This is a genomic window from Paraburkholderia sp. BCC1885 (genome assembly GCF_900996235.1).
Taxonomy (GTDB): domain Bacteria; phylum Pseudomonadota; class Gammaproteobacteria; order Burkholderiales; family Burkholderiaceae; genus Paraburkholderia.
The window spans coordinates 120,076-137,447 of the sequence record NZ_CAAJGM010000133.1; the positions used below are offsets into that span (position 1 = coordinate 120,076).

Genomic DNA, 17,372 nt, shown 5'->3' on the forward strand with positions numbered 1-17,372 from the left:
GCTGCCTACCCGCGCTGCTAACCCTGCGCTGTTAACCCGATTAAGAGCCCACCATCATGAACCGGTTCATCGAAGCGAAGCCTTACCCCTGGCCCTACGACGGCAACCTGCGGCCGGACAACACCGCGCTCGTGATCATCGACATGCAGACGGATTTCTGCGGCCACGGCGGCTACGTCGACAAGATGGGCTACGACCTGTCGCTCACGCGCGCGCCGATCGAGCCGATCAGCAACGTGCTCGCACTGATGCGCGCACAGGGCTTCACGATCATTCACACGCGCGAAGGCCACCGCCCGGATCTGTCCGATCTGCCGGCCAACAAGCGCTGGCGCAGCCGCCGCGCGGGCACGGACGGGGTGGGCATCGGCGACGACGGCCCATGCGGCAGGATTCTCGTGCGCGGCGAAGTGGGCTGGGAGATCATCGACGAACTCGCGCCGTTGCCCGGCGAGATCATCATCGACAAGCCCGGCAAGGGCTCGTTCTGCGCGACGGATCTGGAGTTGATCCTGCGCACCCGCGGCATCGTCAACCTGATCCTGACCGGCATCACCACCGACGTATGCGTCCACACGACCATGCGCGAAGCCAACGACCGCGGCTTCGAATGCACGGTGCTGGCGGACTGCTGCGGCGCCACCGACAAAAGCAATCACGACGCGGCGCTGCACATGATCACGATGCAAGGCGGCGTGTTCGGCACTGTGTCGGACTCCCAGGCGCTCCTCGCCACACTCGGACGCTGAGCGCATCATGTCGACCCTCGCCCCCTACAATCAGCCGCACGACGCCGTCACCCACGCGCTGGGCGTCGAAGTGATCGGCGCGACCAAGTCGTTCGGTGCGTTTCGCGCGCTCGACAAGGTGTCGATCAAGGTCGCGCCCGGCACCATCCACGCCTTGCTCGGCGAGAACGGTGCGGGCAAGAGCACGCTGGTAAAAGGGCTCGTGGGCTACGGCTTGCTCGACGAAGGCCAGATCACGGCGGACGGCCGCGAAGCGAAGATCACTTCGCCGCGCGATGCACAGGCGCTCGGCATCGGCATGGTGTATCAGCATTTCACGCTGGCCACCGGCCTGTCGGTCGAAGAAAACCTGCTGCTGGCGCGCGGGCGCCTGTCCTGGCGAATCGACTGGAAGCGCGAACGCGCCGCGTTGACGGAGTTCATGAACCGCATGCCGTTCAGGCTGCCGCTCGACGCGCCCGTCGCCGGACTCGCCGCCGGGGAAAAACAGAAGCTGGAAATTCTCAAGCAGCTCTACCTGCGCCAGCGTTTTCTGATTCTCGACGAACCCACCTCGGTGCTCACGCCGCAGGAAGCGGACGAAGTGCTCGGCCTGATGCGCGATTTGACGACACGCGGCGAACTGACGGTACTGATGATCACGCACAAGTTCCGCGAGGTCATGGCCTACGCCGACGACGTCACGGTCCTGCGCAAAGGACGCCAGGTCGGCACCACAGCCGTCGCGCAGACCGACCGCGAACAACTCGCCAACTGGATGATGGGCACGAATTCGACCCTGCAGGCGGAGACGTCGCGCGAGGAAGCGCCGGTGCTCGCCGAGATTCGCGTCGAACCCGCCGCACGCAGGCCGGTTGATCCGCACGCGGCCATTCGCCTCGAACTGCGCGGGCTCTCGGTGCAGGACGATCGCGGCCATACGGCGGTTCGCCATGCGACGCTGTCGGTGCGCGCCGGCGAAATTCTCGGCCTCGCGGGCGTCTCGGGTAACGGCCAGAAAGAACTGGTGGAAGCGCTGGTCGGTCAGCGGCGGCCTGTCGAAGGCACCATGCAGATTGCCGGCGCGCCGTATCACGCCACGCGCGAGCAGATGACCACGCGGCGCGTCTTCGCCATTCCTGAAGAGCCGCTCAAGAACGCCTGTGTAGCCGGCATGAGCGTGGCGGAAAACCTGGCTCTGCGAAATTTCGATCGCGCGCCGGTTCGCCGCGGCGGCTGGCGGCTCGACCGCAAGGCGATGCGCGAGCGCGCCGCCACGCTGATTCGCGATTTCAACGTGCGCCCTCCTGCGCCGGAGCGGATGATCGGCACGCTCTCCGGCGGCAATGTGCAGCGTGCCGTGCTGGCGCGCGAACTCGGTCAACCGGTCGATGTGCTGATTGTCGCGAATCCGGTGTTCGGGCTCGACTTCGCCTCGGTGGCGGACATCCACGCACGCCTGATCGCAGCACGCGACGCGGGCGCGGCCGTGCTGCTCGTCAGCGAGGATCTCGACGAACTGCTGGAACTCGCCGACCGCATCGCCGTGATGGCGGAAGGGCAACTGGTCTACGAAACACCGGCGGCCGGTGCGGAACGCGCCGTGCTGGGACGGCATATGGCAGGACACATGGATGAAGCAGCCCATGCGTAAATCGAATCGGGGGCGGCAATCATGAGTATCGAAGTGCAGGCTTTACCGTCGCCGTTCGTCTTTGACCCCCAGCACACCGCGCTGGTGATCATCGACATGCAGCGCGATTTCATCGAGCCGGGCGGCTTTGGCGAATCGCTGGGCAACGACGTCTCGCTGCTCGCGGGCATCGTGCCGGTGGTTGCTGAACTGCTGGCGCTCGCACGTCAGGCGGGCATGCTGGTGGTACACACACGCGAATCGCACGCGCCGGATCTCGCCGATTGCCCGCCCGCCAAACGTCTGCGCGGCGCGCCGCAGATGCGCATTGGCGAGCCGGGTCCGATGGGCCGGATTCTGGTGCGCGGCGAGCCCGGCAACGCGATCATCGACGCACTCGCGCCAGCGGCAGGTGAGCTCATCATCGACAAGCCGGGCAAAGGCGCGTTTTACGCCACGTCTTTGGGCGAGGACCTCGGCGTGCGCGGCATTACGCATCTGCTATTCGCGGGCGTCACGACCGAGGTTTGCGTACAGACGACGATGCGCGAGGCCAACGACCGTGGCTACGAATGCCTGCTGATCGAAGACGCCACTGCCAGCTACTTTCCGGCGTTCAAACAGGCGAGCCTCGACATGATCCGCTCGCAAGGCGGCATCGTGGGCTGGACCGCGCCGCTCGCGGCGTTAAAAGAAGGATGGTGAGGATGGAAGTCAACCGGCCGGAGATCGTCGCCGAAGTAAAGGCGGCGTTTGTCGAATATGAACGGGCGCTGCTCGATAACGAAATCGACACGATGAACGCGCTGTTCTGGCATACGCCCGAGACCGTGCGCTACGGCATCGCCGAGGTCCAGCATGGCGGCGAGGCGATCCGCGCGTGGCGGGCGTCAGCCGAGCCTGTGCCGCCGTCGCGGCGGCTGTACCGCACGGTGGTGACCACCTTCGGCAGCGATTTCGCCACCGTCAGCACGGAGTTCACCAGCGATGCCACCGCGCTACTGGGCCGCCAGATGCAAACCTGGGCACGCGTGGGCGCGACGGACGAGGGCCACCAGGGTTGGAAGATCGTTGCCGCGCATGTGAGCCTGATCGCGACGCCCTGAGTCCATAATAAGAAAATCAGGAGATCGAGCGATATGAGTGACGACGAAACGGGCGAAGTGAAGCTGGCGAGCGCGCCGTTTGTGGCGAACGGACCTAACCCGCTGGCCGAGCAGGTGTATCAGCAACTGAAGAGCGACATCTTCAGCTTCCGGCTGTTTCCGGGCGATCGTTTTTCCGAAAGCGACATCGCCCAGCACTATGGCGTCTCGCGCACGCCCATGCGCGACGGCCTGTTTCGCCTACAGCGCGAAGGCTATCTGGAGGTCGGCTTCCGGCGCGGCTGGAAGGTTTCGCAGATCAACTTCGAGCAACTCGACCAACTCTACGACCTGCGCATCGTCCTCGAACTGGCCTCGCTCGAACGTCTGACCTCGGGCAACGCGCCGCATCACGCCATCGAACCGCTCAAGGCGGTTTGGTGCGTCGCGCCTGAGCAGCGCGAAAGCGACGCCGTGACCATGTTCGGCATGGACGAAAATTTCCACCGTCAACTGGTGGCGGCGACCGGCAATGGCGAAATGCTTCGCGTGCATAACGAGGTGACCGAGCGCATCCGCATCGTGCGGCGGCTGGATTTTCTCAAGCCGCATCGCACCAGCGCGACTTACGACGAGCACTCGACCATGCTGCATCTGATCGAGCGCAACCGCTTGCCGGAAGCCAGCATTCTGCTGCGGGCCCACATCACCCAGAGCAAACTCGAGGTGCGCAAGATCACCTTGTCGATGCTGGCGGCCGCGCGCGACCAGAAGTTGCCGTTCGTCTCCTAGCGGTGCCACGCCGGCGCGCCGGCGTGCAGTACCGATCGCCTTGAAATGGCGCATGGCCCGCTCGTCCTCATAAACGCGACGCCAGCGGCCACGACTGAAGGTCGCCGGAGAATAGGGGGCGCAACATCCTGTCGACGCGTCTTGCGAAGTCACTCCGAGCCTGCGCGGTTTCGGTGCAATCGCGCTGGAACATGGCGGAGATCGACTACTCCGCGTGGCCTGCGGGGCGCGGCGAGACGAAGCGGCTTTGCTACACTGCGATTGGGTTTCGCTTCGGCCTTGCCCGCAATTTATCCCCGCAAGACCACGCCTGCCGCTGCTGCTTGCCGTCAGTCAAGCGAAGCCCGCCAGGACGCTCCCGAACCGACCTGACGCCGCGCTCCCCGAGCCTGTCCCGGAGGTATCCATGCCCGTACTTTGTTCCGGTTTGCCGCAACCTATCCGCTGGGCGCTCGTATGCGGCGTCGCCGTGATGAGTTTGAGCACCTATGCGCAGCGCGCGGCAGCCGCGTCCGAGGACGTGCCCTCGCAGTTGCTCAGCGACGATGAACGGATCGATTTCTGCTCGCAGATGCACCGCGCAGCGACGCCGCAGGAGCGCAGCGCCGTGGCGGCGCGCATGCGCGATACCTTGACGCCGCGCGCCAAAGGCCAGGGCGTGGCGCTGCCGCCGTGGGTGGTCGAAGCGCGGCCGGCGAGCGAAGGCGCCAATATTCCCGGTCTGAGTTGCGGCGCTGGCGCGGCGCGGCCGCGCACGCCGAGCACCGCACCCGCGCCGCTGCCAGTGCCCGCGCAAGTCAGGCAGACGCCCGAGCGCAAGCCGCCGGTAACGACGCACGAGGCGCTTGCGCCCGCGCCCGTTCCTGCGCCGGTCGAGGAGATTCCCGCGCGCAACACCCTATCCGGCGACATCCCGGTGGCGCACGACAATCATGGCGTCCCCTACGTGACGGGTGGAGTGGGTCAGGATGAAGTCGCGGCGTTTCGTGGACTCGCGTCCGGCTACAACATGCGCGCGACCTTCACGACCGGCTCGGGGGAGTACCTGTCGGGCGTGGCGGTGCAGGTGGCGAGAGCGGATGGCACGGTGGTGTTCAACGCCACCTCGGATGGGCCGTATCTGTTCGCGCGGCTGCCGCAAGGGCGTTATCGTTTGACGGCGATGCTCGACGGCGCGCAGCGCAGCCGCGAACTGTATGTGCCGGCGCGAGGCGGTGTCAGATTTACGATGGTGTGGCCGCTGCTACACGCAAGCTCGACCAATTAGAACGGCTCGCGGCCGCGGCGTGCCGGATCGGGATGTTGCGGCGCGCGGCGGCCGCGAGCGGCGTCGATCAGCTTCCGCCGTTATAGATGGTGCGATCGAGCCTCTTGATCTCGCCGTCGGTCTCAGCCTGATACAGCTCGCGCTTCACTTCCGCACGGGTGAGGCCGGCCGGGGAACCGGCGGCGGTCTGGCCGCTGGTATCCATACCGACGCCGCTCGTGTTGGCGGCGTTCGCGTTGGTATTGTCGTTGCCGACGGTGGCAGCCGATTGGGGCATGGCCGGCGCGTCCTGCGCGAAAACAGGGGCGGCACAGGCGAGGGCGGAAACAGCTGCTGCGATATAAGCGATTCGGATCATTGTTCAACTCCGGTAGAAGGACGTTAGGATTTCGGCTTGTTTTAGGAAGCGGTGCCGAATGCGGTCTCCACAACGCCACACCAGTCTACGAGCGCGGCCGGGTCGCAAGGCTGACGCACGCATGACAAAATCGCCATGTATGGCGGCGGCGGTTTGACAAGGCGAAGCTCTCCGATTCGCCATCCCATTGCGCTGCAAATTGAGACGCACGGTCAAGAACAACTGACCGGATCGTTCACACTGGCAGGTAAATAGAGCAGTGAAATCGCCGCCCGCTCATGCATGGCGTGGCGAGGAATTACCGGGGAACGTAATGGATCACCATCAGGATCACCACCAGAACCATCATCAGCTGGAACACGACGTCGAACGTCTTGAACGCCTGCTGCGGGACCGTGCCGCGCCTGCTCGTCCGTTGCCGCCGAGTGATGGGGGCGATCGCGTCACGGTCCTGTCCCAGTCGGCGCGCGCGCCGTCGCAGATCGCGCGGACCAAACGGCTGCGCGAAGCCTTATGCGCGCTCGAAGCGCGCCAGAGCGATACCGACAGCCCGCCTCTCGCGCAAGGTTGATCACACCGCGTCTCTCATGAACGGCATGGCGCTTGCTGAGTGTCCTCACGTCTGCGCCCACGAAGCTCGCAGACGACCCAATCCGATCTCAACTGAGGAGCGCATCATGAAAAAGCACCATACGGTATTGATTTCCGCGTTGTTACTCGCCTCGAGCGCCGCCATGGCGGCGGGCGGTGGCGGTGGCGGCGGGGCCGCGAGCGACTCGGCCGTGACCGCGGCGGACAGCGGTTCTTCGGCGCCCAAAGCGCATGCGATGAAGAAGCACACGCATAAGAGCGCCACCAAGCCCGCCAACGATACGACCAACATGCCGGGCGCCGACGCCAGCAGCGATACCAAGGGCCATTGAGCGGCCTCGGCTCGATTGAGCCTTTGGATTGCGCCCGCTGGATTGCGCCCATCGCGTGGCGCAGATCCGCAGTATCGGGCGGCACCGGGCAGCGCCCCGTCTGACGTCTGCGCCGTCAAGGCGTCATGACGTGGGCGGGGCGTTTATCAATGCGCTAAACCGCCGCGTCCGCCTGAAAGGCGAGCATCGCATCCGCGGGCATCGGTTTGCCGAACAGGTAGCCTTGCATCACGCGGCCGCCGAGCGCAGTCAGAATGTCGCGTTGCGCTTCGGTTTCGACACCTTCCACCACGCATTCGAGACCCAGGTTTCTGCACAGATCCATCACCGATTTGATGATCTTGCCGGACGCGATGTCCGTATCCACCTCGGCGACGAAACTGCGGTCGATCTTGATCGTATCGAACGGCAGACGGTGCACATAGCTCAGGCTCGAATAGCCGGTGCCGAAGTCGTCGAGCGAGACGTGGCAACCCACCTGCTTGATCATCGAAAGCGAGGCGCGCGCCTGGCGGAAGTCGCGCGTCACGGCTGTTTCGGTGACTTCGAAATGCACCCGCTCGGCATCGGTCGGACCTTCCTGCACGATGTCCAGCAGCCGGCGGGCGCGCGGCACGGATGAAATGTCGAGCGCCGAAAGATTGAACGACAGATACATGTGCGCCGGCCAGTTGGCGGCCTCAGCCAGCGCCTTGCGCAGCAGCACCTCGGTGACCGCGCGGATCAGGTCGGTGCGCTCGGCGATGCGGATGAATTCGTCCGGCCTGACCTGCCCGAGCTTGGGACTGCGCCAGCGGCCCAGCGCCTCGAAGCCGACCACGCCATGCGTGCCGACGTCGTAGATGGGCTGAAACTCCAGATAGAGCTCGGCGTCGAGATGCGCGGCCTTGAGCTCCTGCGCGACGAGGCTCGCGCGCCGCACGCGGTGCTCGTGCTCGGCGGAAAACACCACCGCCGTGCCGCGCCGGCTTTCCTTGCCGACGTAAAGCGCCGCATCGGCGCGCTCGAAAATTTCCGCCACGCTGACGCTCGCGGGCGGCAAGCCGGCCCAGCCGATCGTCCCCGACAACTCCGCGGTGTTGCCACCCATCGTGTAAGGACGGCTCAGGCGCTCGCACAGGGTATGGCCGAGGCGGTCGAGCTCGTCTTCGGTGAGACGCCGCTGGATGATGATGCCGAATTCGTCGCCGCCGAGGCGCGCGAAGAAAATCGCCGGATCGACCATTTCCAGCAGCCGCGCGCCGACTTCCCTAAGCACCAGATCGCCGCTCGAATGGCCGTAGATATCGTTGACCTGCTTGAAGCCGTCGAGATCGATCAGGCCCATGTGAAATTCGGCCGTCTCGCCCGTGCCTTGCTCGGCGAGCGCGTTCAGCGAGGAAAAGAAACTGCGCCGGTTGGGCAGGCCGGTGAGGCTGTCGATATTGGCGAGGCGGAAATTATCGTCACTGAGTTTCTGGGTGACAGCCTGGCTTGCCAGCAATTCGCGCTTGGAAGACACGAGGCTCGCGAAGTTGCGGTAGTACAGGTGCACGATAAAGGCGAGGGTGACGCCGACGAACAGCATGTCCACCGCCATCGCCATGAACACCGGCCGCCCCGCCGCGAACAGCACGATCGTGAAAGAGCCGATCACGATGGTCAGGAGCAGCAGCGCGGCGGCGCGCAGATGCATCAGGCAAAACACGCAGCCCACCACCGTGGTGGCCATATAGAACGCCACCTGGGCCTGTTCATAGGCGGGGCCGTAGTGGAACAGCAGCAAGGCCCATGAGGTGAAGCCCACGGAGATGACACCTGCGAGCCTCAGCATCTTGCGCGATTCCGGCACCGCCTGCGCGAGCGTGAGCGGGCGATGCCGCAAGAACCACCACCGCACGCAGCGGATCAGGCAGAGGGCGCAGAGGACGGCGGGGATGTCGATGGCGATCCATGCGGGCGCGCAGCCGATGTGCGTGATCGCCACGGCCATGGTGTTGACCACCAGCATGAAATAGAGCAATGGGACTTGCCGGCCGAACTCCTGCAGTTGCGAGCGCACCAGCTCAGGATCGGTGCCATCGACCGAAAACGCCCCCGTTATTCGAGCTACCGAAATCATCAGCGCCCCTAGCGTGGATTTGGATATAGCACCGTATAACGGCATTTTTATGAACAACTTCAGCGATTATTTGCTTTGGCGTGCAAATAATCGCGGCGTTGAGCGAGAGAACATTCGCGCAAACGTTGTCGCGCCGTCGCGAGGATTTTTTCGGTATTTTTGACTGCCGCGTGGACGGGCTCAGGCCGGCGATTCAGGCAAATTGTGCAGGCCAATGTTCATGCCAGTTCAGCCGGCGGCGAGGTGGTGCGCTTGCGCTGGCGCATCAGCGTATCGCGGTAGATGCCGGGCAGCTTCGCGAGTTCCGCGGGTGGGCCGTCCTGGGTGACGCGGCCGCGATTGATGACGAGAATCCGGTCGAAGCTCTGCAAGGTCGACACGCGGTGCGCGATGGCGACCACGGTGCGGTTTTGCATCAGCCGTTCGAGCGCCGCCTGAATCGCCGTCTCGGAGGCCGAGTCGAGCGAGGAGGTCGCTTCGTCGAGCAGGAGAATCGGCGAATCGCGCAGAATGGCGCGCGCAATCGCGATTCGCTGCCGTTGGCCGCCTGAAAGCCGCGTGCCGCGATCGCCGGCGATGGTGTTCAGACCGTCGGGCATGGCGGCGATAAAGTCGAGGCAGTTGGCGTCTTCGCAGGCACGCCGCACGTCGGCCTCGGAGGCTTTCGGCACGCCGTAGCGGATATTCTCCAGCAGCGAGCGGTGAAACAGCGAGGCGTCCTGCGGCACGACCGCAATCGCCGCTTGCAGGCTGTCGAGGCTCACCTTGGCGATATCCTGACCCGAGATGGTGACGGTCCCCGCCGACGGTTCGTAGAAGTGCTGGATCAGGGCAAGGATGGTCGATTTCCCGGCGCCCGACGGACCGATCAGGCCGACGCGCTCGCCGGCCTTGATCGTCAGGTTGAGGCCGTTCAACACCGGCCGCCGCCCGGGATAGGAGAAGGTGACGTCCTTGAACTCGATGGTGGCGTCCTGCACCTGTAGCGCCGGCGCGTCGTGGTGCTCCGGCATGGCGTGCGGCGTGAGGAGAATCTCCGAGGCTTCGCCAAGGCGCGCGACATATTGCGTCAGGTCGACGAACGCCACGGCCAGGTCGCGCGTGCCGTGCAGGATCGCAAAGCCGAGCGAGCTGATCAGCACCACGTCGCCGGTGGTGGCGCGGTCCACACTCCACAGCCAGAGCGTCCAGCCGAGCATGGCGGCGGAAAGCAGCGCGGTAGCGATTGCGTGCAGCAGGCGCAATTTTTCCAGGTAAAGCAGGCTGCGGGTGCGCGCCTGGGTTTCCGTGGAGAGGCGTTCGTCGAAACGGCGGCCCTCGGAGCGCATGGCGCCGAAAGCCCGCACCAGACCCATATTGCCGATGATGTCCACCAGTTCGCCGTCCACCGAGGCCGCCCGCGAAGCGAATGCCTGGTGCCGCGAGGTGCCTTTTTTGGCCAGCACGAACACGCCGAACGCGAGCGCGCCGGAGATCGCCACCAGCGCCGCACTCATCGGCACGCTGACAGTGGCCACCATCGCGATCGAGCCGATCACCGTGAGGCAGGGCGGCAGCGCGGTCCACGAGACGGTGTTTTCGAGCACGTACACGGCATTGGCCGTCGCCGAGATGCGGCTCGACAGCACGCCGGGCGGCTTGTCGGCGAAAAACGCGGGCGGATGCGCGGTCAGATAGGCGAACATCTCGCGGCGGATGTCGCCCGTCACGGTGACGAACACCCGCGCTGCGATCCAGCCGCCCACGCGCCAGAACAGGTTATCGGCGAGAATCAGCCCGACCAGGATGACGAAGGCGCGCATCACGACGGTGGGGTGGGCGCGCCCGGAAGGCAGGGCATCGACGAGATTCTTGATACCGTATTGCGAGGCGAGCGCGCAACCGACCGCCGCGAGCACGCTCAACAGGACAATCAGATGTGAGACTTTACGGCGGGCGATGTAGCGCCACAGCAGAAGCAGCGGCTTGCCGGCATAGCGCGACATCTCGCGCGAGCGGGCACGCCGGCGCGAGTGGCGGATGTGCCGCCGTTTGGTGGCTTCAGGAATGTCCATCGCCTCGCGCTCCGTGGCGGTTGCGGGCCTGGCGGAATACCGTGCTCGAGTGAGCGTGCGGGCCGGCAAGCGGATTGGTGCAGGGCAGCACCCTGTCTGGCTCAGCAACCGGTGTGCCTGGTGGACAACGGTTGCATCGCTCAAGCATGATGGTTTTGAGCCGATAAGTATTCGATAAGGAAGAGCACCGCGGAAAGCCTATGCATACCCATTACGACAATCTGAAGGTCACGCGCGGCGCGCTGGCGGAGGTGATTCGCGCCGCTTATAAGGCGCTCAGCCAGCGCTACCATCCGGACAGGAATCCGAACCCGGACGCCCAGCGCATCATGCGCATTATCAACGACGCGTATGCCGTATTGGGTGACCCGGACCGCAGAATGGCGTATGACCGCGAACTCGCGGCGAAGGACCGCGAGGCGCCGAAGGTGCAGGGGCCGGCAACGTCCGCTTCGGCGCCGTCTGCGGCAACAGCGGCTGAAGCTCAGCGCGCCGCGGCGTCAGGGCATGGCAGCGGCGCGCGGGCGGAACCGTCGTGGTTCGGTTCGCGGACGGCGGCGAGCCACGCATCCGCAGCGGGCGGGCAAACCGCTCGCGACGCGGCTGCCGCACACAGCGCGGCGACGAAAAAGCCGCGTCTGCCGCGCACGATCCTGTTTGTTTTAGCCGTGCTGATTGGGCTGTGCGCCGCGTGGATCTGGCATGCCAACCTGCGCCGGACGATTGACGCGCGGCTGGCGTCGAACACCGTGCAAGGCGGCGCGGCCTCGACGACGTGGACCAATCCGGTCACGCAGGCGGTCGCCACCATCGGCGGCATCTGGAAGCTCTCGGTGACAGGCGCGGATGCCGGACAACCCATCTACACCTTCACCGAAACCAACGGCAGCGCCGCAATCGTGTTCGCGCGTGAGGACCTGCCCGACGTCGGCTTCGACCGCTACATTCCCGCTTACATCCATAACAACGCCCACACGATGCCGCTCGGCGCGCCCGGCATCCGCGAGACGGTCGACGGTCACGAGAGCTGGTCTACCGACGGCCACCTCGTCGCCGCGCCGAACATGAAGACGCATGTGGAGTTGCGTCATATCGGCTCGTCGTTCTGGCGCCTCGTGATCGTGCAGGCCCAGCCGTACAGGGAATCGGACGACGCAACCCAGGCTCTCGAGGCGCAGTTGTGGGCCACGCTGGCCGGGTTATGACACGCCGCAGGCGCCGAAGCGGCCGCAGGTGGTGGAACGCGCAGACGCCGCAGTGACCCTCTCGGTGCCGCTCGCAGTGCCGCTCGCAGTGCCCCTTTTACCGCGCCGCTTTCAGCGTGTCCTGCAGCGTCAGCGGCGCTTGGTAGCCCGTCAGTTCCAGATAACCGCGTCCCGTGCCTTGACCCGCGCGCGTCACCGTCACCGCGCCTTCCCAATAAGCCGAGCCGGTCGACTCGCGCGTATCCATTTCCTGGTCGTCGAGCAGCGGCTCAAGTTGCCATGTCATTGCCCCGGCTTTAACCGCCTCGGCCACCGGATAGACCGTGTTCGTGCGCGGCGAGCGCCAGGTCCGTTGCGGGACGAAATCCACCTGGGCCGGATCGAAGGCGGTGACCGTGCCGCTCGCGTCACGCAACGCCGCGTGCGCCCAGACGGCGCCGCCGTTGCGGCCGCGCACCTTGAAGGCCATCAGCGCCGAGCCGTCCGGGAAATTGGCGCCGAGCCAGTCCCAGCCGGAGGAATCCGGGCTTAACAGCGTGCTCGACCATTCGTGATCGAGCCATGCCACGCCATCGACCGGTGTTACCGGCCGACTGCCCGAAGTGTCGTCGATGGCATTCGCATTACCGGCAGCAGCGTGTGAGGGCCGCGTGACGCTGCCGCTCACGCGCAGTTGCGGCTCGCTGTAGTAATAACTTGCCTCGCCCGCAAGCGGGCCTTTCTGCGAGTAGCCCTGTTGGCCTTGCAGCAACGGCGCCTGAGTGGGCGCGAAAGACAGGTTCAGCGCGAATTCGCCGGCCTGCGCGGCGACGGTGTAGTGGCCATCGGCGGCACGCAGCATGCGCCAGTTGTCGAGCTTGAGATCGGTGTTGCCCGGTTTTGCGTAGGCGAGACCGAAGCCTTGCCGCGCGACCCTCTGGTCGTGCACCAGCTTGCCGAAGGCGGGGTCGCTAAGTGCGGCATGGGCGATGATCAATTGCGTCGGCGCGAAGGCGCTCGGGTCCGCCGCGTCGTGGTCGGTGGCGGAGCGGAAGAAGGTGATCTGAAAACCGAGCGGCTTGCCATCCGGCGTATTGAGCCAGCCCGTGACGTACCACCATTCGGTTCGAAACGCGGGATGAGCGCCCATGTCCGCGGGAAACATCAACGCATGTCCGGACGTGACGGCGGCAAACTGCGGAGGCGCAGCTACAGCAGGACTACTGATCAATATACAAGCCACCCATAACGCCGCAAGTGCAACGGGGCGGGCAGCAAGCCGGGCGAATCCGCGTATCACCAGTCCTCCTTCACGGCCCGCACCGCAGCCACGGAAACCGCCCGGCGTCCCGCCACCACGGCGGTCGCACATGAGGCCACCAGCATGACGCCGGCCACCACACTCAACACGAGCCAGGGCATATGCAACGACATGCTCCAGTGAAACGACTGCGGATTCACCACGAACACGAGGATCAGGCTAATGGCAAAGCCCAGCACGAAACCCATGACGATACCGAGCGCCGTCAGCATGCCGCCTTCCTTGGCGAGGATCGCCAGGATCTGCATCCGCGTGACGCCTACGTGCCGCAGCATGCCGAATTCGCGTGAACGGGCCAGCGTCTGCGCTGAGAAAGTTGCGGCCACACCGAATAGGCCAATGACGATCGCCACTGCTTCGAGCAGATACGTCACTGCAAAACTGCGATCGAAAATCCCCAGTGAACGGGCGCGGATTTCACCGGGCTGCGCGAATTCCAGAGCCTTGCCGAAGGGCAAGGCGCGCATCTGCGTCATCACCTGTTCGACACTCGCACCGCCGGCGACGCTGATTGCGGCGTCGGTCGCGCCGGTGTCGTGGGTGAGACGTCGATAGTCGGCGAGGCGCAATTCGACCGCGCCCGTCTGACGCACGTAGTCGCGCCAGATGCCGGCCACGACAAACGGCTGCCTGCGTTCGCCGACCGGCAATTCGACCTGCTGTCCCAACCGGTAACCGTACAGATCGACCATCGCCTCGGAGACCCACACCGGCATCCCGCCATGCAACGCGCTGGCGGGCAGGATCGGCCCCGACATCTGCAGGCTCGCGCCGGGATCGGCGGCGTCGATCTCGCGCGCCAGCAACGTCACCGCCGGCCGCGCCGGATCCAGCGTCAGTTGCGAGGTCCGGGTGAACGCGGCGCTCTGCACACCGGCCACCGCCGCGATTTTTGCCTGCTCGCTCTCGTTCAGCACACCGGTGTCGCCGCTCGGCGCCACCCGTACATAAAGATTCGCGGACAGCAGATGCGCGAGCCATTCGTCGACCGAAACGCGAAAACTCGCCACCATGATCGCCATGGCGACGATCAACGCGAAGCTCGACAACACCCCGCTGATCGCCACCGATGCCTGCCCCGGCGCATTGGCGAGCCGCGCGAGCGACAACGCGCTGGTGGCGCCCGCGCCGCGTCCGGCGCGCGAGCGGCCGATCGCCGTGAACAGCATGGCCGTGCAGCGCGGCATCAACGCGATGCCGCCGACCAGCAACAAGGCCACCGCGAGGTAGCCGAGAATCGGCGCCTCGAAGACCGGCGGCATCTGCGTCAACACGGCAGCGAGCACGAGGCAGCCCAGCGCGGGCCATGGGGTTGCAAGCCTGGCGAGCGCGCCTTCCTCGCTGCCGGCCTTCAGCGCCGCAGCGGGACGGGCGCGCGCCGCCTCCAGTGCGGGCGCGAGGCTGCCGAGGATCGACACGCCGATCCCGAGGACAAGAAAAATCGCGCTTGGCACCGCTTCAAAACCAACCTGCGGACGCACGCCCGGAAAATAACCGCCGCCGAGATCGCTGCCAAAAAACTGGAGTGCCGCACTGGCCAGCGCATAACCGAGCGCCAGCCCGGCAAGCGAACCCAGCACGCCGAGCAATGCGCCCTCCAGCAGAATCTGCCGCAGCAACTGGCCACGCGTGAAGCCGAGCACGCGCAGCATGGCAAGCTGCGAGCGGCGCCGCACGACGCTCAGCGCCTGGGTCGAAAACACCAGAAACGCGCCGGTGAAAAGCGCCACCAGCGCCAGCACATTCATGTTGATGCGATATGCGCGCGACAGGCGGTCGGTGCGGCTTTCGACGTCGCGCGGTTCGGAGATCACTAGCTGAGCGCCATACCGCGCCTGCAAATCGCGCCTGAAGCGCTCCCGATCGACGCCGCGCGCCAGTTCGAGATCGACGAGCGAGAGCCGGCCAAGCCGCGCGAAACGCCACTGCGCGGCGGCAATGTCCATCACCGCGAGCCGTTGACCTGGCCGCGCCCTGACGATGCCGCCGGCCACCCGAAACGGCACGCTAGCCGTGCCGCTCAGCAAGGCGACGTGCTGGCCGACCGCCGTGTTCAACCATTGCTGGGCTGCGGGCGAGAGAAACACCGTGTCGTCGGCGAGCGTGTCCATGGGGCGTTGCGACGCCGGCACGCCGACCAGATCCGGCGCAATCTGGCTGGCCTTGAATACGTCGATGCCGAGCACCTTCAGGGGTGTGGTCTTGCCCGGCACCGTGGCGTCCAGTTCGAGCACCGGGCTCGCCAGCGCCACGCCGGGGTCGTTCGCCAGCTTCGGGTACCACGCTTCGTCGAAGGTGGGCTGCGGGCCGCGCACCTGCAGGTCCGCCTCGCCGGACAGACTGCGCGCCGCCGCCGAGAATTCGTTGAACGCCGCGCTGTTGATCAACTGCACGGCGTATCCCAAAGCCACGCCAAGCGCAATCGTCACCACCGCGACGATTGCGCGTCCGCGCTGGCTGCGCCATTCCGCTTCGAGCAGCCAGCGTGCGAGGCGCGCGCCGCCCGTGCTCGCCTGTGAGGAACGCGCTTGCCCAGCGTCACTCATGGGGCGTTTGCATCCGTTTAGTGCTGCCGAGCCTGGCGGGATGCAAACCGCCGTCGCTCAGGATCAGCACGCGGTCGGCGACGGCCGCGGCGGCTTCGGAATGCGTCACCATCATCGTCGCGGCGCCGTTCGCCTTGGCCTCGGAGCGAAACAGCGCCAGCACCTCGTGCGCGGTATCCGGGTCGAGATTGCCGGTGGGTTCGTCCGCGAGAATCAGCCGCGGACGATGCACCAAAGCACGCGCGATCGCCACCCGCTGCATCTCGCCGCCGGACAATTGCCGTGGAAAATCGTCGCCGCGTCCCGCGAGGCCGACTGCGGCGAGCATCTCGAGTGCGTGCGCCGGCGGCAGATTGTTGAGCAGAAGCGGCAGCGCGACGTTCTGCGCCAGCGTCAGATGCGGCAACACATGAAACGCCTGAAACACGAAACCGAGCTTCCGGCGACGCAAGCGCGTCGCGGCATCGTCGTCGAGCCCGGAGACCGGCGTGCCGTCGATCAGGACCTCGCCGCTATCAGGCGCATCGAGTCCGGCGATCAGGTTGAGCAGCGTCGATTTACCCACGCCCGAATCGCCCATGATGGCGACGAATTCGCCGGGGTCGAGCGTGAAATCGAGCTGCGCGAGAACCACGCGCGCGCCGCCAAGGGGCGCACCGCCATAGGCTTTACTGAGTTTTCGGCATTCGAGCGCCGGAGCAGGGCATTCATCGCCAACGCGCATGAGTGGTGATCTATCAAGGGATGAGGGTAGCAGGCCGCGCGATAAAGCGACGGCGGCGTGGCGCGTGGCGTACGGTACGGCGTAGGCGAACGCGACAAGGCCATCTTAACCGGCGGGCTGGATTCGTGTTCGGCTAATATGCCCATCCCTCACAGATTAAAAATCTGCGCGAAACCGTTGCTAAGCGGGACTTCTGGGGCAAATCGCGCTTCGCTGCACGGCATTTCTGCTGCCGTGCCGGCAGTGCGAGACCCTGCCCGAGAGGAACCGAGCGGACGCTCTAGCTCCGTCATCCGGAAATCCGGTTGTCACCGCCGTGCACTACGCATCGGAGGTGTTCTGTCAGCGTGCACGATCCTGTTCCACCAGGCTGGGTCGGCATAGCTTCTCATGCCGGTCGACCAGACGAATAAGCGCTTCGATCAGGTTATCGTTGATCTGACGAAAGCGGTAATAAGCAAGGCACAGCCGATACAGTCGCGTGGCGGCGACCGGCATGCGCTGCAACTGTCGCGGAAGCATTTGGCAAACGTCCGGAGAGTAAAAAAACATCAGGACTGTGAAGTGTTGTCAAAGTTAATCCAAAACAGGTTCCTGCCATGGAAATTTTTGTTGGAATCCGTTAGGTTTGCGACAGCACAGTAAAAAGGAATTGC

General features: G+C 65.3%; 16 protein-coding genes. 9 read left to right on the forward strand and 7 right to left on the reverse strand.

The genetic code is table 11. The features are described 5' to 3' along the window. The first annotated feature begins 56 nt into the window (after positions 1-56). The 6 genes from FQ755_RS14195 (at position 57) to FQ755_RS14220 (ending at position 5,505) form a co-directional block, all read left to right on the forward strand. Positions 57-749, forward strand: coding sequence for a cysteine hydrolase family protein (locus FQ755_RS14195; RefSeq protein WP_144155159.1), 693 nt, complete (start codon positions 57-59; stop codon positions 747-749). Between the two features lie 7 nt (positions 750-756). Further along, positions 757-2,382, forward strand: coding sequence for an ABC transporter ATP-binding protein (locus tag FQ755_RS14200; RefSeq protein ID WP_144155161.1), 1,626 nt, complete (start codon positions 757-759; stop codon positions 2,380-2,382). A gap of 21 nt (positions 2,383-2,403) precedes the next feature. Beyond that, a complete protein-coding gene (locus FQ755_RS14205) occupies positions 2,404-3,066 on the forward strand; it encodes a cysteine hydrolase family protein (protein WP_144155163.1) in 663 nt (220 codons plus the stop codon). Between the two features lie 2 nt (positions 3,067-3,068). Beyond that, a complete protein-coding gene (gene hpxZ / locus FQ755_RS14210; RefSeq protein ID WP_144155165.1) occupies positions 3,069-3,467 on the forward strand; it encodes an oxalurate catabolism protein HpxZ in 399 nt (132 codons plus the stop codon). 33 nt (positions 3,468-3,500) lie between these two features. Next, positions 3,501-4,238, forward strand: a complete 738-nt coding sequence (locus FQ755_RS14215) for a GntR family transcriptional regulator (RefSeq protein WP_144155167.1) — start codon at positions 3,501-3,503, stop codon at positions 4,236-4,238. Between the two features lie 406 nt (positions 4,239-4,644). Further along, a complete protein-coding gene (locus tag FQ755_RS14220; protein ID WP_144155169.1) occupies positions 4,645-5,505 on the forward strand; it encodes a carboxypeptidase-like regulatory domain-containing protein in 861 nt (286 codons plus the stop codon). Between the two features lie 67 nt (positions 5,506-5,572). On the opposite strand, the gene FQ755_RS14225 is transcribed toward FQ755_RS14220, so the two are convergent. Then, positions 5,573-5,863, reverse strand: a complete 291-nt coding sequence (locus tag FQ755_RS14225) for a DUF4148 domain-containing protein (RefSeq protein ID WP_144155171.1) — start codon at positions 5,861-5,863, stop codon at positions 5,573-5,575. Positions 5,864-6,176: 313 nt separating this feature from the next. Between FQ755_RS14225 and FQ755_RS14230 the strand changes: the two genes are divergently transcribed. Both FQ755_RS14230 and FQ755_RS14235 read left to right on the forward strand, forming a co-directional pair. Further along, entirely contained in the window at positions 6,177-6,434 is a 258-nt protein-coding gene (locus tag FQ755_RS14230) for a hypothetical protein (RefSeq protein ID WP_144155173.1), read from the forward strand. Between the two features lie 106 nt (positions 6,435-6,540). After that, positions 6,541-6,786, forward strand: coding sequence for a hypothetical protein (locus FQ755_RS14235; RefSeq protein WP_144155175.1), 246 nt, complete (start codon positions 6,541-6,543; stop codon positions 6,784-6,786). A gap of 154 nt (positions 6,787-6,940) precedes the next feature. Here the strand turns inward: FQ755_RS14235 and FQ755_RS14240 are convergent, their stop codons facing one another. Together FQ755_RS14240 and FQ755_RS14245 are read right to left on the reverse strand one after the other, a co-directional pair. Further along, positions 6,941-8,887, reverse strand: a complete 1,947-nt coding sequence (locus FQ755_RS14240; protein WP_144155177.1) for a putative bifunctional diguanylate cyclase/phosphodiesterase — start codon at positions 8,885-8,887, stop codon at positions 6,941-6,943. Between the two features lie 218 nt (positions 8,888-9,105). Continuing rightward, positions 9,106-10,941 carry an ABC transporter ATP-binding protein gene (locus FQ755_RS14245; RefSeq protein WP_144155179.1) on the reverse strand — a complete coding sequence of 612 codons (1,836 nt, stop codon included), beginning with the start codon at positions 10,939-10,941 and terminating at the stop codon, positions 9,106-9,108. Between the two features lie 200 nt (positions 10,942-11,141). Between FQ755_RS14245 and FQ755_RS14250 the strand changes: the two genes are divergently transcribed. Continuing rightward, the gene (locus FQ755_RS14250) at positions 11,142-12,146 is read left to right on the forward strand and encodes a J domain-containing protein (RefSeq protein WP_144155181.1); all 1,005 of its coding nucleotides are present in this window, start codon (positions 11,142-11,144) and stop codon (positions 12,144-12,146) included. Between the two features lie 97 nt (positions 12,147-12,243). Here the strand turns inward: FQ755_RS14250 and FQ755_RS14255 are convergent, their stop codons facing one another. The 4 genes from FQ755_RS14255 to FQ755_RS14270 all read right to left on the reverse strand — a co-directional run bounded on the left by FQ755_RS14255 (position 12,244) and on the right by FQ755_RS14270 (position 17,238). Further along, complete coding sequence (locus FQ755_RS14255; protein ID WP_260858574.1) at positions 12,244-13,368, reverse strand: carotenoid 1,2-hydratase; 1,125 nt, start codon at positions 13,366-13,368, stop codon at positions 12,244-12,246. A 53-nt stretch (positions 13,369-13,421) separates the two neighbouring features. Continuing rightward, entirely contained in the window at positions 13,422-15,992 is a 2,571-nt protein-coding gene (locus tag FQ755_RS14260; protein ID WP_144155185.1) for an FtsX-like permease family protein, read from the reverse strand. After that, positions 15,985-16,716, reverse strand: a complete 732-nt coding sequence (locus FQ755_RS14265; RefSeq protein WP_144155187.1) for an ABC transporter ATP-binding protein — start codon at positions 16,714-16,716, stop codon at positions 15,985-15,987. Before FQ755_RS14265 ends, FQ755_RS14260 begins: the two co-directional genes overlap by 8 nt. Positions 16,717-17,058: 342 nt before the next feature. Continuing rightward, a complete protein-coding gene (locus FQ755_RS14270) occupies positions 17,059-17,238 on the reverse strand; it encodes a hypothetical protein (RefSeq protein ID WP_144155189.1) in 180 nt (59 codons plus the stop codon). Between the last annotated feature and the right edge of the window lie 134 nt (positions 17,239-17,372).

Excerpts from the sequence above, each read along its gene's own strand:
- FQ755_RS14195 (WP_144155159.1), top strand. The coding sequence starts at position 57 with ATGAACCGGTTCATCGAAGCGAAGCCTTACCCCTGGCCCTACGACGGC.
- FQ755_RS14200 (WP_144155161.1), top strand. The coding sequence starts at position 757 with ATGTCGACCCTCGCCCCCTACAATCAGCCGCACGACGCCGTCACCCAC.
- FQ755_RS14205 (WP_144155163.1), top strand. The coding sequence starts at position 2,404 with ATGAGTATCGAAGTGCAGGCTTTACCGTCGCCGTTCGTCTTTGACCCC.
- hpxZ (WP_144155165.1), top strand. The coding sequence starts at position 3,069 with ATGGAAGTCAACCGGCCGGAGATCGTCGCCGAAGTAAAGGCGGCGTTT.
- FQ755_RS14215 (WP_144155167.1), top strand. The coding sequence starts at position 3,501 with ATGAGTGACGACGAAACGGGCGAAGTGAAGCTGGCGAGCGCGCCGTTT.
- FQ755_RS14220 (WP_144155169.1), top strand. The coding sequence starts at position 4,645 with ATGCCCGTACTTTGTTCCGGTTTGCCGCAACCTATCCGCTGGGCGCTC.
- FQ755_RS14225 (WP_144155171.1), bottom strand. The coding sequence starts at position 5,863 with ATGATCCGAATCGCTTATATCGCAGCAGCTGTTTCCGCCCTCGCCTGT.
- FQ755_RS14230 (WP_144155173.1), top strand. The coding sequence starts at position 6,177 with ATGGATCACCATCAGGATCACCACCAGAACCATCATCAGCTGGAACAC.
- FQ755_RS14235 (WP_144155175.1), top strand. The coding sequence starts at position 6,541 with ATGAAAAAGCACCATACGGTATTGATTTCCGCGTTGTTACTCGCCTCG.
- FQ755_RS14240 (WP_144155177.1), bottom strand. The coding sequence starts at position 8,887 with ATGATTTCGGTAGCTCGAATAACGGGGGCGTTTTCGGTCGATGGCACC.
- FQ755_RS14245 (WP_144155179.1), bottom strand. The coding sequence starts at position 10,941 with ATGGACATTCCTGAAGCCACCAAACGGCGGCACATCCGCCACTCGCGC.
- FQ755_RS14250 (WP_144155181.1), top strand. The coding sequence starts at position 11,142 with ATGCATACCCATTACGACAATCTGAAGGTCACGCGCGGCGCGCTGGCG.
- FQ755_RS14260 (WP_144155185.1), bottom strand. The coding sequence starts at position 15,992 with ATGAGTGACGCTGGGCAAGCGCGTTCCTCACAGGCGAGCACGGGCGGC.
- FQ755_RS14265 (WP_144155187.1), bottom strand. The coding sequence starts at position 16,716 with ATGCGCGTTGGCGATGAATGCCCTGCTCCGGCGCTCGAATGCCGAAAA.
- FQ755_RS14270 (WP_144155189.1), bottom strand. The coding sequence starts at position 17,238 with ATGCTTCCGCGACAGTTGCAGCGCATGCCGGTCGCCGCCACGCGACTG.